This is a genomic window from Sorangium sp. So ce394 (assembly GCF_051474665.1).
In the GTDB taxonomy this organism is placed as follows: domain Bacteria; phylum Myxococcota_A; class Polyangia; order Polyangiales; family Polyangiaceae; genus Sorangium; species Sorangium cellulosum_D.
The window spans coordinates 3,803,964-3,820,295 of the sequence record NZ_CP150339.1 but is presented as its reverse complement, the minus strand read 5'-3'; the positions used below and the strand labels follow the sequence as shown (position 1 = coordinate 3,820,295).

At 71.1% G+C, this 16,332-nt stretch carries 9 protein-coding genes; 5 read left to right on the top strand and 4 right to left on the bottom strand.

What is annotated here, in order from left to right:
* Positions 1-54 precede the first annotated feature (54 nt).
* Positions 55-1,476 carry a porin gene (locus WMF33_RS14265; protein ID WP_437337646.1) on the top strand — a complete coding sequence of 474 codons (1,422 nt, stop codon included), beginning with the start codon at positions 55-57 and terminating at the stop codon, positions 1,474-1,476.
* Positions 1,477-1,487: 11 nt separating this feature from the next.
* Positions 1,488-5,141, top strand: coding sequence for a PHP domain-containing protein (locus tag WMF33_RS14260; RefSeq protein WP_437337645.1), 3,654 nt, complete (start codon positions 1,488-1,490; stop codon positions 5,139-5,141).
* Positions 5,142-5,366: 225 nt separating this feature from the next.
* On the opposite strand, the gene WMF33_RS14255 is transcribed toward WMF33_RS14260, so the two are convergent.
* The gene (locus WMF33_RS14255) at positions 5,367-7,103 is read right to left on the bottom strand and encodes an OmpA family protein (RefSeq protein WP_437339482.1); all 1,737 of its coding nucleotides are present in this window, start codon (positions 7,101-7,103) and stop codon (positions 5,367-5,369) included.
* A 1,066-nt stretch (positions 7,104-8,169) separates the two neighbouring features.
* On the opposite strand from WMF33_RS14255, the gene WMF33_RS14250 reads away from it, so the two are divergent.
* Positions 8,170-8,970, top strand: a complete 801-nt coding sequence (locus tag WMF33_RS14250) for a formylglycine-generating enzyme family protein (RefSeq protein WP_437339481.1) — start codon at positions 8,170-8,172, stop codon at positions 8,968-8,970.
* A gap of 190 nt (positions 8,971-9,160) precedes the next feature.
* Here the strand turns inward: WMF33_RS14250 and WMF33_RS14245 are convergent, their stop codons facing one another.
* The 3 genes from WMF33_RS14245 to WMF33_RS14235 form a co-directional block, all read right to left on the bottom strand.
* Positions 9,161-11,005: an IgGFc-binding protein gene (locus tag WMF33_RS14245; RefSeq protein ID WP_437337644.1), complete on the bottom strand. Its 1,845-nt coding sequence runs from the start codon at positions 11,003-11,005 to the stop codon at positions 9,161-9,163.
* Between the two features lie 307 nt (positions 11,006-11,312).
* Positions 11,313-12,341: a cytochrome d ubiquinol oxidase subunit II gene (locus WMF33_RS14240; RefSeq protein WP_437337643.1), complete on the bottom strand. Its 1,029-nt coding sequence runs from the start codon at positions 12,339-12,341 to the stop codon at positions 11,313-11,315.
* Positions 12,331-13,815, bottom strand: coding sequence for a cytochrome ubiquinol oxidase subunit I (locus WMF33_RS14235; RefSeq protein WP_437337642.1), 1,485 nt, complete (start codon positions 13,813-13,815; stop codon positions 12,331-12,333). Before WMF33_RS14235 ends, WMF33_RS14240 begins: the two co-directional genes overlap by 11 nt.
* Before the next feature lie 146 nt (positions 13,816-13,961).
* Between WMF33_RS14235 and WMF33_RS14230 the strand changes: the two genes are divergently transcribed.
* Entirely contained in the window at positions 13,962-15,272 is a 1,311-nt protein-coding gene (locus WMF33_RS14230) for a thymidine phosphorylase (RefSeq protein ID WP_437337641.1), read from the top strand.
* A 40-nt stretch (positions 15,273-15,312) separates the two neighbouring features.
* Entirely contained in the window at positions 15,313-16,323 is a 1,011-nt protein-coding gene (locus WMF33_RS14225) for a sensor histidine kinase (RefSeq protein WP_437337640.1), read from the top strand.
* Positions 16,324-16,332: the final 9 nt, after the last annotated feature.

Sequence of the window (16,332 nt, the reverse complement as noted above, 5' to 3'; positions counted from 1 at the left end):
GCCATCCGGAGCGGCACGGGGCGCTCCACGCAGCCCTCCAGGAGACCTGAAGCCATGAGGCACCTTGCTTGCGTCGCAGGCGGCGCCGCCGTCCTGCTCGCCCTCTCCTCGCCGCGCGCGCAGGAGCCCGCGGCCGGGGCGCCCGCGGCCGGGGCGCCCGCGGCCGGGGCGCCCGCGGCCGGGGCGCCCGCGGCCGGGGCGCCCGCGGCCGGGGCGCCCGCGGCCGGGGCGCCCGCGGCCGGGGCGCCCGCGGCCGAGGCGCCCGCCGAGGCGCAGGCGCCGAGCGGAGAGCCGGACGGTGAGCCGGAGCCCGCCGCGCCGCCCGCCGCCCGCCCGAGCGCGCCGGTGGGCCAGCCGCCGCGGCGGGAGGCGCCGGCGCAAGGCTCGCCGGCGCCCGCGCGCGGCGACCTCCTCTCGCCGGGCTTCCGGGAGCGGATGCGCGTCGCGCTCGGACCGCTGGAGGTCGCGCCGATCGCGCTGCTCGCGCTGCAGGCCGCGCCCTACGTGGGCGACGACGCGCTGAACCAGGCCGGGGACAGCGCCGAGCAGCCCGGCTTCCGGCTGCGCCGCGCCCGCGTCGGGCTTCGCGGCGACGTCGCGGGGCTCGTCCGGTTCGCCGTCTCGACGGAGCTCGCCGGGGGCGACGAGGGGACGGCGCGCATCCACGAGGCGTGGGCCGGCGTCACGGCGGAGCGCGCGCTCGAGGTCTACGCGGGCGCGCGGACCGTGCCCTTCTCGCGCTCGGCGATGCTCGGCGCCGGCGACGGCGCGCTCACCGAACGGCCGCTCGCCGTCCGCGCGATGGCGCCGTTCACGCAGGTCGGGATCCAGGCCGAGGGGCACTTCCAGGACCGCGCCTTCAGCTACCACGCGGGCGTCTACAACGCCTTCCAGCGCGCCGATCAGTTCTACGCAGGCCACTCCGAGAGCCTCGCCCCCCTCGGCAACCGCTTCGAGGGGATCGCCTTCGCCGGCAGGCTCGCCACCGAGCCGCGAGGCCCGCTCGGCCGCACCCTCCAGGACGTCGCCCACTCGCCCTTTCGATTCGGGGTCGGCGCCGACGGCTTCTTCAGCAACGGCGGCGCGCGCACGCTGTACGGCGCGAGCGCCGACGTCCTGCTTCACGCCGCGGGGCTGCACGCGCTCGGCGAGGTGCTCTGGACCGGGGCGAGCCCCAAATCGGTGCCCACCCAGCCGATCTCGCAGGTCACGTCGGTGTCGTCGCTCGCGCTCGTCTTCGAGGCAGGCACCATGATCGTCGCCCGGAAGCTCGGCGTCTCGGGGCGGGTCGAGTGGATCGACCCCAACATCGATGTCGACGACGAGGGGGACAACCTCGCGCTCACGGGCGGCGTGAGCTACCACGCGTACGACGATCTGCTGAGAGCGCAGCTCGATTACACGCATCGTGAAGAGCTCGGCGGGCTCTCGCTGGCGAACGACGCCGTCATCCTGCAACTCCAGCTCTCGCTGTAGGAGAGATCGCTGTGCGGCGAACACACCGCTGGTTCACGAGGGTCGCGCTCCTCCCGCTCGCCGCCGCCGCGCTCGCGGCCCCGGCGCTGCCGAGCTGCGGGGGCGACCGGCTGCTCCGCGCCAAGCGGATCGAGCACCGGGCCGAGCTCGTCGGCGGCCCGGTGGCGATGGCGGACGTCGGCGACTTCCTGCTCGAAAACGACCAGATCCGCGTGGCCATCCTGGGCGGGCGGGACTCGCCCGGGCCGGGGATCTTCGGCGGCGCCATCGTCGACGTCGATCGGCGCCGCGGCCGGATCGGCGAGGAGGGCGGACAGGGGCGAGATCGGTTCGCGGAGATGTTCTCGCTCGCCAACCTGATCGTGCCCGACCCGACGGCGACCGACGTCTCGGTGCTCGCCGACGGCTCGGACGGCGCCGAGGCCGGGATCCGCGTCGAGGGAGACGGGGAGTTCCTGTTCGAGGCGATAGGCCTGCTCCGGGCGCAGGAGGACCTGCTCGGCCTCTTCTTCCCCAACGTCCGCTCCAGGATCCGCTTCCGGACAGACTACCTCCTTCACCCGGGCGATCGGTTCGTGACGGTGCGCACGGTGCTCCTGCTCGACGACAAGCCGCCGCCCGGCTGCGAGGCCCCGAGGAGCTGCGAGCCGTGCCCGGACGGGTACCAGCAGGACCCGGGCGGCTGCCTGACCTGCGCGTGCAGCGACGTCCTGCCGCTCGACAACGCCACGGCCCCCGTCTCGGTGCTCGGCGGCGTCCTCGGGGATCCCGCGGACCAGGCGCAGGAGGAGGCGGCGCGCCGCGCCGGCATCGTCGCCGGAGACTTCGTGTTCTTCGGCAACCAGAACGACGTCTTCGCGCCCGGCGCCGGCTTCGACGAGGACACGGCGGTCCAGGACGCCTGGAACGCCGGGCGGAACTCGTTCTCGGAGCCGCTCACGTTCGATTTCGTGGCCGCGGCGGGCGGGGACGTCAGCTACGGCTACTTCACCAGGGCGCAGGAGGGCGCGGCGCCGTCCGTGGTCAACGTGCCCCTCTTCGCGAGCGCGGCGACGGCGTTCGTGTCCGCCAGCCGATCGTGCCTGTTCAGCGAGGGGGACGACGCGGCGTGCGACGCGCACCGCGCGTTCAGCTACGAGCGCTACCTCGCCGTGGGCGACGGCGACATCGCGAGCGTGACCGACGTGATGCACCGGCTCCGCGGGACCGAGACGGGCACGGTCCACGGCCACGTGCTGTGGGAGAGCACGCTGGAGGCCGCGCCGAACGCGCGGGTGTTCGTCTTCTCCGACCCGGATCCGTCGCGGCCCTTCGGCTCGCTCGACGAGCTCGTGGCGGCCAACCGGGAGGCGCGCGGCGACGTGGGCCTCATCAACGAGATCGACGCGGACGTCGGCCTCGATCCGTCCGAGGACGGCGATTTCCGCGGCGCCTTGCCGCCCGGCAGCTACGTGCTCGTCGCGCGGAACGCCGCGGGGACGGCGACGTCGGCGCCGGTCCGGGTGCGCCTCGGGGCCGGAGAGCAGGTCGCGGTGTCGCCGCGCCTGCCCACGCCGGCGACGGTGCGCTACCGCGTCGCGGACGAGGCCGGCCAGCGGATACCGGCCAAGCTCGCCTTCATCTCGCTCGACGACGCGGGGCGGCGGCTCCCGGGCGACGGCCGGCGCAGGGTCTACCTCGGCGACGGCCGGCTCGGGAACGGCAACCGCGCCATCGAGGTCACGGCCACGGGCGAAGGAGAGGTCGAGATCGAGCCGGGGCGATACCAGATCACGGTGTCGCGAGGCATCGAGTACGGGATCTACGTGGAGCGCGACGTGACGCTCGCGCCGGGGCGCGCGTTCCAGCTCGACGCCACGCTGGTGCGCGAGGTCGACACGAGCGGGTGGATGTCGGCCGACATGCACCTCCACTCCAGGCCGAGCTTCGACAGCGGCATGCCCGTGCCGCGGCGGGTCGCCATGGTGGCGGCCGAGGGCGTGGAGCTCGCGGTGTCGACCGACCACGACGTCGAGACGGACTACCAGCCGACCGCGCGCGCGCTCGGGCTCGCGCCCCACCTCGCCACCGCGATCGGGGCGGAGATCACGACGCTGGAGCAGGGGCATTTCATCGGCTTCCCGCTCAAGTACGACGAGCTCGACGTCCCGACCCACGGCGCGCACGACTGGACGTGCGAGCCCGGCGGGACGATCCTCGACGCCATCCGCGCCTCGGGCGACGGCACCGTGGAGCCGCTGACGATCGTCGCCCACCCGCGCGACGGCTTCTTCGGCTACATCGAGCAGCTCGGCGTCGACACCTACACGATGGACCGGACGCCGACGTTCCTCGAGGAGAACAACCCGGTGTTCCGGACGGCGAGCTGCGCGTTCGACGCGATGGAGGTCATCAACGGCAAGCGGTTCGATCTGGTGCGCACGCCGAGCGTGGCCGAGGTCGTCGACTGGAATCGCTGCCTCGCGCGGCTGAACGCCGCCCAGGGCGAAGGCGAGATCGAGGCGGCGTGCCCCGAGGTGGCGGGCTGGCTGCGCGCGCCTTGCGCGGCCCCCGGCGGGTCGGCGCCGGCGGCGGGCGGCGCCTCCGGCTCGCCCTCGGGCGCCGCGGTCGCGCTGGCCATCGCCGACTGCAAGCGCCGCGCGCGCACCGAGCTCGCGTGGGCGCTCACGAAGCGGATCCTCGCGCGAACGCCCGACGAGCAGGAGAAGAACTGGGGCTTCCCCGGCACGAGCCCCGACAGCCAGGAGCTCTGCGGGCCCGCCGCGCTCGGCGACGCGCCCGTCGCCGCGGAGGCGCGCGACGAGCCCTGCACGTTCCGGGCGGGCCAGGTGGACGACTACTTCCGTTACCTCGAGCGGGGGTTCTTGCCGGCGCAGATCGCCAGCAGCGACGGCCACGACGCCTCGAAGGAGCCGGGCTTCCCGCGGACCTATTTCCGCAGCGCGACCGACTCCCCGGCGGCGCTCGAGACGCCGGCCGCGGTCGAGAGCCTGCGGGGCGCGCACGCCTTCGCGACGTACGGCCCCTTCGTCCGGGCGACGATCGGCGGCAAGACCTACGGCGAGGTGGCGGGGGCGAGCGCCGGCAAGCCGCTCGAGCTCCTCTTCGATGTCCAGACGGCGAGCTGGTTCGGCGTCGATCGGGTGGAGATCTACCTGAACGGCAGGATGATCCGCCTGCTGGAGCCGGAGATGCCGCCGAGCGCGCTCGTGGACGTGCGCGGCAAGGTCACCTTCACGGTGCCGGAGCGCGACTCCTGGGTGGTGATCATCGCCATGGGCCTCGAGGACAGGAACCTCATGAGCCCTGTCTCCCTCGACGTCCCGTTCGGGGAGATCCAGCTCTCGCGGCTGGCGAGCGACGGGTTCGGGAGGATCCCCGCGATCAGCGCCCTGTTCGCGCCCACGCCGACGGTGCCCGACTGGTCGCCGGTCCCGCCTTATGCGGTGACCAACCCGATCTACATCGATGTCGACGGCAACGGCCGCTACGACGCTCCGCTGCCGAGGCCCGACTTCTGCTCTCGCCCGTGCGATCCGGCGGTCCTCGATCCGGAGCAGTGCCCGGCGGCGCAGGATTGCCTGCTCGAAGAGCAGGTCTGCGGCTTCCCGATCCCCGGCAAGTGCGACCATCGCCGCCCGGCGCTCGGGCATCACGACGACTGAGCGCCGCGGCGGGCTGCGCTCACCGCGCGCGAGCACAGCCGTCACGCGAGCGCGGCCGTCGCGCGAGCGCGGCCGGCCCGCGAGCGCAGCGCCCGGCGCGCGAACGCGCGGCCGGCGAGGCCCTTCGGATCGCGGAGAGGGCGCCGGCGCGCACGTGGCGAGGCACGCGCGCGCCGGCGGCGGCGGATCCCGGCGTCGATCCGGCCCGCCGCTCCAGGCGGGAGCCTACCGGCCCTCGATCGACTGTGACTTGATGTGGAACTCGACGCGCCGGTTGCGCTGCCGGCCTTCCGGCGTGTCGTTGGCCACGAGCGGCCGGCGGGAGCCGTAGCCCACGGAGGTGAGCCGCTCCGCCTGGATGCCCTTGTTGATCAGGTAGACCCTGACCGCGATGGCCCGGTTGTGCGCGAGCCGGTCGTTGTAGTCGATCGTGCCCTGGTTGTCGGTGTGCCCTTCGATGCTGAGCAGCTTGATCTCCGGGTTCGCCTTGAGCAGCCGCACGACCTCGTCGAGGATCGGATAGCTCTGCGGGAGGATCCTGGAGCTGTCGAACTCGAACTCGACCTGCTTCATGATCTCGATCTCGGCGGAGCCGGTGATCCTGCGGATGTAGTACGGGCAGCCGTTCTTCTCGGGCTCGTCGACGACGACCTGCCCCGGCTCCTTCGGGCACTTGTCCTCGGCGTCGGGGATGCCGTCCTGGTCCGCGTCCTCCTCGGGGCAGCCGTCGCGGTCGTCGATGCCGTCCTTGTCCTCGGGATCGTCGGGGCACTTGTCGACGACGTCGGGGATGCCGTCGCCGTCGCGATCGGGCATGTCCGGGCAGCCGTCGGCCGGCTTCGGCTGCTTGCCGTCCTCGGGGTCCTCCGGGCAGAGGTCGATGACGTCGGGGTAGCCGTCGCCGTCGGTGTCCTTCTCCTGCTCGATGACGTAGTTGAAGCCGGGCGACCGGGTGCCCGAGTCGGCGATGCTGAACGAGTAGCCGACGACGGCGACCCCCCGGAAATCCGGGGCGTAGCCGCCGCTCATCCGGGTGCCCACGCCGGCGCCCGCGTAGAGCGCCTTGTCCTTGGTGAGGGCCATCCGGCCGTTCAGCTGCCACTCGATGGGGGAAGCGTCGAGCTCGCCGAGCGTCTCCTCGCGGAGGCCGAACGAGCCGAAGATCTCGGCCCCGACGCGGACCGTGTCGTCGACCAGCGGGACGTAGCCGCCGACGCCGTAGGTGAGCTCGGTGCCGACGCGGAGCTCGTGGAGCCGCACGGGCGGCCGGATCGCGACGCCGGTGTTGAGGGTGACGAAGAAGTCCTTGAAGTCGTATTCGGCGCCGAGGCCGAACGCGCTGCTCACAGTCCGGTCGCCGCCGAAGGAGTAGACGTTGCCGACGGGCACGAAGACCGCGGCCGTGAGTCCCAGACGGAAGCGCCGCTCGTCGAGCTCCAGCGCGACGAGGCGTGCGTCGAGCCGGAGGTCCATCGGGGTGGCGGTCTTCAGGTTGACGCACTGGTCCAGGCCGAGGGTCCGGTCGGGGTGGCAGGTCTGGTTGCCGTCCTGGAACACGACGATCGGGAACGAGGCCTGGAGGGCGCCGCGGCCGAGGATCTCGACGCCGGCGCTCAGGTAGGTGATGAGCTGCGAGGTGACGGGCCCCTCGCCTTCGAGCTGCTCCTCGACGGCGAGGTCGTCAACGTAGTTGTCGTTGCGGAGCGGGTGGACCGAGGCGCCGAGCCCGAGCTGCCCGAAGAGGCGCGTCTTTTCCCCCATGTGGGGGCGCCAGACCCCGATCCCGTCGTCGGGGGCGCCGGCCATCCTGAGGCGATCGAGGTAGAAGGTCCGGTCCTGCGCGCGCGCGGTGGAGGGCGCAAGCGCGACGAGGGCCGGTGCGGCCAGGGCGGCTGCGGTCAGCGCGCAGCGAAGGCGCGACGGGCGTCGCGGCTTACCGCCCGGCAGGTTTCTTCGATCCATCACGGTGAGCTGTCCTCCAAGCAACGCTCGAAAAACGAGGTTGACGCGGGCGTTCCGCCGCATGCGGGCCGGCGTCCGGGCGGGAGATTACTCGGCCCGGAGGAGGATGTCTCCTGGGTCGAACCAGGAGGTGCGAGGAGCGCGGCGGGGGGCCGGGCGGCTGTGTCCGGGGCGCGTCCGGCGGGAGGCCGGGGCTTCCAGGCGTGTGGCTCCGGGCGTAGCGTGGTGATGGTGGCAAGGCTGAAAGCACGAGGCGCCGTCGCGCACAGCGTTCCTGACCGCGCTGCTGCGGGGGTGAGCTGCGGCGGGCCGGCGCCACTTGACGGGGTTCAGCGATGCGGCCGAGGTGGGCGGCGGAGGCGAACGGCGCGGCGCGGCGACGGCTGCAGGGTGCGCGCAGCGGCGTATGGTCCCCGCGCCGGTGCCGGCCGAAGCTGGCCGCCGAGGCGGAGCCGCCTGGCTCGAACGGGAACCGAAGCGCGGCGACCGCGCGGCACGGCGGGCCGCCGGTGAACGAGTATTCCACCACAGCGAGTCATCACCCGAACAGGCTGCACCAAGAGCGATGTTCACACGAGCACACACAAAGAACAGCGCACGCACGCGACTGCTGATTATTTTTGCATCAAGCCTGGCCACTGCGGGATGTGGCCTCGTCCTGGGGCTTGACGAGTTCGCCGACGCTCCCGCCTCCGGGGGCGGCGGCCCGAGCGCGAGCTCCGCGACCGGAGAAGCGCCGTGCAGCGATGGCGAGCGAGACTGCGTTGGCGACGCACCGCGGCAGTGCGCCTCGGGAGAATGGGTCACCCAGCGACTGTGCAGCGCAGAGCGGCCGGTATGTTCGCGAGGGCACTGCGTGGAGTGCCGCGAGGGAGAGCGAGATTGCAGCGGCCGTACGCCGCGCCAGTGCATCGACGGCGTCTGGGAAGACGAGACGCCGTGCCGGACGCCGTTCCCTGGATGCCGGCTCGGCACCTGCGTCGCGCCGAGCTGCCAGGGAGCGGGACCAGGTGCGGGAAGGGACTGTGGACCCAGTCCGGGCGCCGACTGCTGCGGCACGGCGAGCATCCCCGGAGGGACATTTGATCGGATCAACGCTCCGGAATACCCCGCGACCATCAGCGGGGTCCGCCTGGATATCTACGAGATCACCGTGGGGCGGTTCCGCGCGTTCGTGGAAGCGGGGAAAGGCACGCAAGCCGATCCGCCTCTCCGTGACGCAGGCGCGCATCCCAAGATTCGAGAAAGTGGATGGAATTCTGACTGGAACAGCGAGCTGACAGCCGACAAAGCGGCCATGAAGGTCGCGCTCCGCTGCCCCGATGCGTTCTGGACCGATTTTCCGGAGCAGAACGAGAACCATCCCATGACCTGCATGACATGGTTCGAAGCGTTCGCCTTTTGCATATGGGATGGTGGCCGCTTACCTACCGAGGCGGAGTGGAACTACGCGGCCGCAGGGGGCGCCGAGCAGAGGCTGTACCCGTGGGGAACGTCGATCGATCCTTCGAAAGCAGCTTACAGCTGTCATGGCAACGGGGACGGTGCGGAGAAGTGCGGGATGGACGACTTTCTACCGGTAGGATCAAAATCTCCGGACGGCGACGCCAGGTGGGGGATGGCTGACATGGCAGGGAATGCAGGAGAGTTGGTACTGGACGTCTTCGAACTCGGGTTCCCTACCCCGTGCCACGATTGTGCTCGGCTTGAAGCGAACACCGAGCGTCGTGTAGTTCGTGGAGGCACGGCATGGACCGATGCTCTTTATGTTGCCACCGATGCCCAGTCAGCGGAAAGCCCGCGCAACAGGAACTCCTTCGTCGGCGCTCGCTGCGCGAGGGACCTCGCGGCCAGCGTTGAACCATAGCACGTTACCGCCCATCCCATCCGGCGAGATCGACCGCGGGGCCGGGACAAGCTGAGCGCACACTCAGCCTGTTCGGTGCTCTGACTGACCGATGGCGATGTGTCCTAGGCGATGAAGGGCAATGAGGCCGGCGCTCGGCCTCCGGCCTCAATGAGACGGCAATCCAGCTCGGCGACTCGCCGGACAGAGCTCAATTGGCCGTAGGAGGGATCTCGACATCATTGATCGGCAGGAATCCAGCACCGGCAGGGTACGCGTAGGATACACGGTAGTTCTGCTGGATCGCTCCCCAACCCCAGACCGTGACACCGAACGGGAGATCGCTCCTCATCTCGTGTCGTCCGTTCGCGCAATCGCCCACCGACTCGAAATTCCCCGTGGTGAGGTCGACGATCGTGTACTCGTAATTACCGTCGCCGATAGGCTCCCACCCGTCGAGCTTGCCTGCACAATCCAGCTGCACGTCGGCGAACTCGTTGTTCAGCTTCGAGCGCGTGCGAACGACGACAAGGCTCGTCTCGGGGTATGTCGGATCCGTGAAGAACACGTAGTAATCGAGATACTGAGACGGAGGGATCACATTGACCCAATCCGGGTCTCCGATGGTGCTGTACTGATTGCCACCCGTCATATACTGGCCAACATAGAACGGATGACTACCATCTTGGCTCTTGACGACGAAAGGCCCCTCGGCCTCGAACTCGTACACCTTGCCCTGCTCGATGCTCTCCGGGGCGCCATCGGGCTTGGACGGCTCCCAGGTGAGCGACGTTCCGTCGACCATGCCCACGATGCGCCAGGGCGGTGATTCGTTGCTTCCCTCGATGCGGTCACGGTAGCGGACCGCCGCGTACTCGCTGCCGGTAGCCCTCACAGGCGCAATCTGCTGCTGACCCGAGTCGCAATCACCAACACCGCTCGGCACGAGCATGCAGGCATGGGCGCCAAAAACACCGACAGGCTTGGTCGACTGTATCGGGCTTCCAGTCAGCTCCGCCGGCTGCGTGATCTGCAGGAACTCGCCCGCGTTCAGCGTGTACGTCTTCGCCATGCCGCTCGTCGCAGGCTCCACACCTGTCCCACCGACAATGTCGACCCCCGGCCGGATCGTGACTTCGGTCTCGTTCTGATGGGCAACGACGGCCAGAGACGGATACGACCCAGGGTAATCGTCCGGCGACGCCGACTCCGACTCCGAGTAGCCGTTGATAGCTATGTAATTCGTGTCCCATGCGCTGGTCGGCAAGAGCAAGGTCGCTGACGTGAAGGCGGCCTTCCCACCACCATAGGGAAGCATCTGGTAGGCCACGACAGGATAATCGGTCGTGATGTGGAAAGCGGTTCCGCGACCAGTGCCCGAGACACCGGTCTCCAGATCGAGCGCGCCGACCGCAGGGCAGTCCTCGACGCTCGCCCCAGCAGACTTCCTTGAAAGGAACAGGATCGCGACCTGTCCAACAGCGAGCCCGGCGTTTGCATCATACTCCGCGTAATCCACTCTGCTCGTGGTCGGATTCCACGTCGGAATGTAGGCGAAGTTCTCGACCGGGAGATGCTCCCCACCGCGCTCCACGTTGATCTTCACAGGCAAGTCCCACGTGTTCGCGACCATCGCAGCGAAGCACGCGCCCTTGGTGGTCGGCATCAGCGCCGTCTTGAGCGCCCAGTAGTCGCACCCGTACGAGCTCTTCGACTTCTCCGCCGCCTCGCACGGGTTCGGCTCGCACTTCGCGTTGACGCACCCGAACTCGGGCCCGCACTCCTCGATCGTCACGCCGTTGCAGCTGATGACCTTCTTCAGATCATTGGAACACGTATACTCGCACTGCCCCCCCTGACCGAAGGTCCCCGTGCTCCCCCCCTCGCCGCCCTGGCCGCCCTGGCCGCCGGTGCCCGACCCGCCGGGCCCCGAGCCGCTGCCGGTGAGCTCTCCACGGTACGAGTCAGAGCACCCGGCGAACGAGCCCGTCACACCGGCTGTCGCTGCAAAAAAACCCACAATCGCGTGTCGACGGTATCTAGCTATGTTCGCCATCTCCACAGGGCTCCTTCCCCCACAAGCATCCTGAAAAACTTCGCGACTGCGAGCCTAACACGGTTCGCCCGCCCTGGGGAGGCCCGCGAAAGCGCAGGCGATTTTTCAGCGGCCTCATGAGAGAGGGCTCTGGCTTTCAGGAATGCAATGCGCGCCTGACCTCGCACCATCGCCCTCTAGCGCCAGGACGGACAGAGAGGCCCTGTTCCGCTCACCGACCTCCCACCTCTCCCCTCTCATGGGTGGGACGAGGTGGTCCGGCCAATTCGACTCCCGCGACTTCCGCGTACCTCGCTGCTACTCCCGCTCAATGAGCGTCATCGCTGTCCGACGCGGCCCCCGCCCGGCCGCTGCCGAAGACGCGGAAGAGCACGTACAGCGAGGGGAACAGCAGCACGAATCCGACGCCGAGGACCCAGACAAGCAATCGTAACGTCCTCGGGTTCGCCGCCGCCCCGGCGAGCGTCACGTCCGGCACCACCAGGTACGGGTACTGCGAGGCAGCCCAGCCCAGCAGGATCAGCGTGACCTGCGCCGCCGCCGCGAAGCGCGCCAGACGGAAGCGGCGCGTCCACAGCCCGAAGAACGCCGCCGTGGCCGCAATGCCCGTCGTGACGTGGAGCGGCCACGTGATCGGATGATCCGTCAGCCCCTCTCGGATGAGCGGGGCGCCCTCGAACGAGGCCCCGAAGGACGCGAGCGCGAGCGCCGCGACCACGCAGCCCGAGACGAGCGCGCGCAGACGGAAATCGTCGACGAGCGCGGGCTCCGTCGCCTCGTTGGTCAGGTAGACCGCCGCGAGGAACCCGAAGAGCGCGAGCGCGAACAGCCCGACCATGAACGGAAACAGCGAGAGCCACGGCGCGAAGAAGCCGCTCGTCACCACCCCGGACGCCACCCGGATCCGCCCCGACGCCACCGCGCCGACGATCATGCCGAGCAGCACCGGCGCGATCACGCTCGCCAGCGAGAAGAGCAGCCCCCAGCGCTTCTGCCGCTCATCGCGCCGCGAGTCGTAGCTGCGGAAGCTGAACGCCGAGCCGCGGAACACGACGCCGACGAGGAACAGCGTGAGGGGGACGTGCAGCGCGACCGAGATGGCCGCGAACGCCGGAGGAAACGCGGTGAAGAGCAGCACCACGACAAGGATGAGCCACACGTGGTTGGCCTCCCAGATCGGGCCCATGACCCGCTCGATGAGCGCGCGCTGCTCCTGCTTGCGCGGGCCGGAGGCGAGCAGATCCCAGACGCCGCCGCCGAAATCCGCCCCGCCGAGCAGCGCGTACAGCACGAGCGCCGCCACCATCACCCCGCCGAGGAGCCACTCAACGACCATCGGCCGCGCCTCCCCCGAGCGCGCGCATCCCGCCGCCGCCCGCCGCCCCGAGCGCGCGCGGCTCGCCGCCGCCCGCCGCCCCGCCCTCGTACGGCCCACCGCCGCCCGCCGCCCCGCCCTCGTACGGCCCACCGCCGCCCGCCGCCCCGCCCCCCGGCGGCGCGACGTCTCCCGTCACCGCCAGCGGCGCCGCGCGGAGCTGGCGGACGAGCAGGTAGGTCACCACGACGCCGAGGAAGACGTAGAGCGCCGTGAAGGTCCAGAAGGGCGCCTCAAGGTGCGGGAACGGGGTCACCGCGTCGCGCGTGCGCATCGCGCCCCGCACGATCCACGGCTGGCGGCCGAACTCCGTCACCAGCCAGCCGGCCTCCATCGCCACGATGCCGAGCGGGCTCGCGAGGACCACCGCCCAGAGGAACGGGCGCTGATCCGGGATCCCCCGGCGGCGCCACGCGAGCGCCGCCGCGACGAGCGCGAGCAGCGCCATCGCGGAGCCCGCGCCGACCATCACCTGGAACGAGAGGTGCGTCGCCGTCACCGGCGGCCACTCGTCGCGCGGGACCGCGTCGAGCCCCGGCACCACCGCGTCGGGATCGGCGTGCAGGAGCATCGACAGGCCCCCCGGGATCTCGAGCGCGTAGTCGACCTCGCCCCGCTCCACGTCGGGCAGGCCGCCGACGAGCAGCGGCGCGCGGGCCGAGGTCTCGAAGTGCGCCTCCATCGCCGCGAGCTTGGCGGGCTGGCCCTCGCCGACCTCGACCGCCGCGAAATGGCCGACGAACGGCTGCGCCAGCGCCGTCACCCCGGCGATCGCGAGCGTCACCGCGAACGCCTTGCGGAACAGCGGGCTCTTCGGGTGCCGCAGGAGCACGAGCGCGTGGATCCCCGTCATCACGAACGCCGTCGCCTGATAGCACGCGAGGATGCCGTGCAGCGTCTCGTGCTTCCACGGCGGGCTGAACATCGCCGCCACCGGGTCGATGTCGGCCGGGCGGCCCCCCACCATCGTGAACCCTGCGGGGTCGTTCATGCACGCGTTCACCAGGATCACGAAGAACGCCGAGAGCGCGCCGCTCAGCGCCACCAGCGCGCCCGAGAGCAGGTGCAGCTTCGGCGGGAGCTTGCCCCGGCCGTAGAGGTAGATGCCGAGGAAGATCGCCTCCGTGAAGAAGGCGAACCCCTCGAGCGAGAACGGCAGCCCGATCACCTCGCCGAACGTCCCCATGAAGCTCGGCCACAGGAGCCCGAGCTCGAACGAGAGCACCGTCCCCGAGACCGCGCCCACCGCGAAGAGGATCGCCGTCCCCTTCGCCATGCGCTTCGAGAACTCGAGGTAGTCCGGATCGCCCGTCCGGTGCCAGAGCGCGTCCGCGATGACCATGATCAGCGGCAGCGCCACCCCGGCGGCCGCGAAGATCATGTGAAATGCCAGCGAAAGGCCCATCTGGGCCCGTGCGTAGAGGAGGCTGTCCATGAGGCCCCGTACGGCTCCCTTCTCCGGTGCGACCGCGACCGGCGCCGCGTCCGCTCTCCCGCGGCGGCGGCCCGCGCGCTCCCGGCGACCATAGGGATGCGCGCGCCGGGGACAAATAGGGTCGAACGCGGCTAAGCTCCAAGGCGATGCAAACCCTTGTCGAGCTCGTCGCGAGGAAGCGCGACGGCGGGCGGCTGTCCGAGGACGAGATCGCGCGGCTCGTCCGCGCCCACGGCGACGGCGAGCTCGCCGACTACCAGATGAGCGCGCTGCTCATGGCCGTCTTCTTCCGCGGCATGGACGACGCGGAGACCGTCGCGCTCACCCGCGCGATGCTCCACTCGGGCGACGTCCTCGACCTGTCCGACGTGCCCGGACGGAAGGTCGACAAGCACTCCACCGGCGGCGTCGGCGACAAGGTCTCGATCTGCCTCGCCCCCCTCGTCGCCGCGTGCGGCGTCCCCGTGCCGATGGTGTCCGGCCGCGGCCTCGGCCACACGGGCGGCACGCTCGACAAGCTCGAGGCCATCCCGGGGTTCGACGTGGCGCTCGACGCGGCGACGTTCGCGCGCGTCGTCCGCGAGGTCGGGACGTGCATGATCGGGCAGACCGCGCGGATCGCGCCGGCGGACAAGCGCATCTACGCGCTGCGCGACGTGACGGCCACGGTCGAGTCGATCCCGCTCATCGTCGCGAGCATCCTCTCGAAGAAGCTCGCCGAGGGCATCGACGCGCTCGTGCTCGACGTCAAGGTCGGGCGGGGCGCGTTCATGAAGACCCTGGACGACGCCCGCGCGCTCGGGACCGCGCTCGTGCGCGTCGGGACCGCGGCCGGAAAGCGCGTCTCCGCGCTGCTCACCGACATGAGCGCCCCGCTCGGGCGCGCCGTCGGCAACGCCATCGAGACCCGCGAGGCGATCGAGGTGCTGCACGGCCGCGGGCCGGGCGACCTCGTCGCGTGCACGCTCGCCCTCGGGGAGGAGATGCTGATCGCCGGCGGCGCCGCGGCGAGCGCGGCCGAGGCGCGGCCGAAGCTCGAGGCCGCCATCGCGAGCGGCGCCGCGGCCGAGGTCCTCGCGCGGATGATCGCGGCGCAGAAGGGCGATCCGGCCGTGGTGAACGACCCCGGCCGGCTGCCCGGCGCGCCGGTCGTCGTCGACGTCGCGGCCGAGGGCGAGGGGTACGTCGTCGCCGTCGATCCGCTGGAGATCGGGCTCTCCGCGGTCGCGCTCGGCGCCGGGCGGACGCGCGCCGACCAGCGCGTGGACCCGGCCGTGGGCATCGAGCTCGCCGCCGCCCGCGGCGATCGCGTGGACCGCGGGGCGCCCCTCGCCCGCATCCACGCCCGCCGGGCCGACGACGCCCGCGCCGCGGCCGATCGCGTCCGCGCCGCCTTCCAGCTCGGCCCGGCGCCCGCCGAGGCGCCCGCGCTCGTGCTCGAGCGCATCGAAGCGTAGGCCGCTCGCGGCCGCGGCGCCGCCCCACTAAGCTCCCCGCATGCGGACCCCGCGGCGCGACCTCACCACGCTCGGCTACCGGCGGATCATCCAGCTCCTCGTCTACCTGGTCATCATCCCCGGCGTGCTCCTGTCGGGCGTCGGCTTCCTCCTCCTCGTGCTCGGCGAGGCCCAGTACAACCTCATCGTGGGGATCCTGGTCCTCACGTTCTGCGGGACGCTCGCGACCGGGGTCATCCTCGTCTGGGTCTTCCTCCGGCGCGAGCGCAACCTGTCCGAGCTCCAGGCCGATTTCGTGTCCAAGGTCTCGCACGAGCTGCGCACGCCGCTCACGTCGATCCGGATGTTCACCGAGACGCTCAAGCTCCGGCGCGGCGACACGCACAGCGAGGATCGCTGCATCGACGCCCTCACCAAGGAGAGCGCCCGGCTCCAGCAGCTCATCGACCGGCTGCTCGACTGGGGGCGGATGGAGAGCGGCCGGCGCGTCTACGAGCTCTCGGAGCAGGACCTCGGGGTGGTCATCCACGAGGCGATCCACGCCTTCGAGCCGACCCGCGAGAAGCGCAGCGTCGAGCTCGACGTCTCCGTCGACGCGAGCCTCCCGCCCGTGCTCTGCGATCGCAGCGCGCTCGTCGACGCGATCGTGAACCTGCTCTCGAACGCCTACAAGTACGGCGGTCAGCCGAGGAAGATCAGCGTCTCCGCCCATGGCAGCAGCCGGTCGGCGCTGATCACGGTCCGCGACAACGGCAAGGGCATCGCTCGCACGGAGCACAAGCGGATCTTCGAGAAGTTCTACCGGGTCGACGACCTCCTGGCCCGGCAGCAGGAAGGCTCCGGGCTCGGGCTGTCGATCGTCAAGCACGTCATCCGGGCGCACGGGGGCCGGATCCTCGTCGACAGCGAGCCCGGGAAGGGCAGCACCTTCACGCTCGTGCTCCCGCTCCGGGGCTCACCCAGGGCGACCGCCGCGGCGCGGCGTCCGGCGGGCGCCAAGGCGCCCCCCGAGGCGGCGGATCACGGCGTCAGGGCGGACGCGTCGCCGTAGACGCGGCCG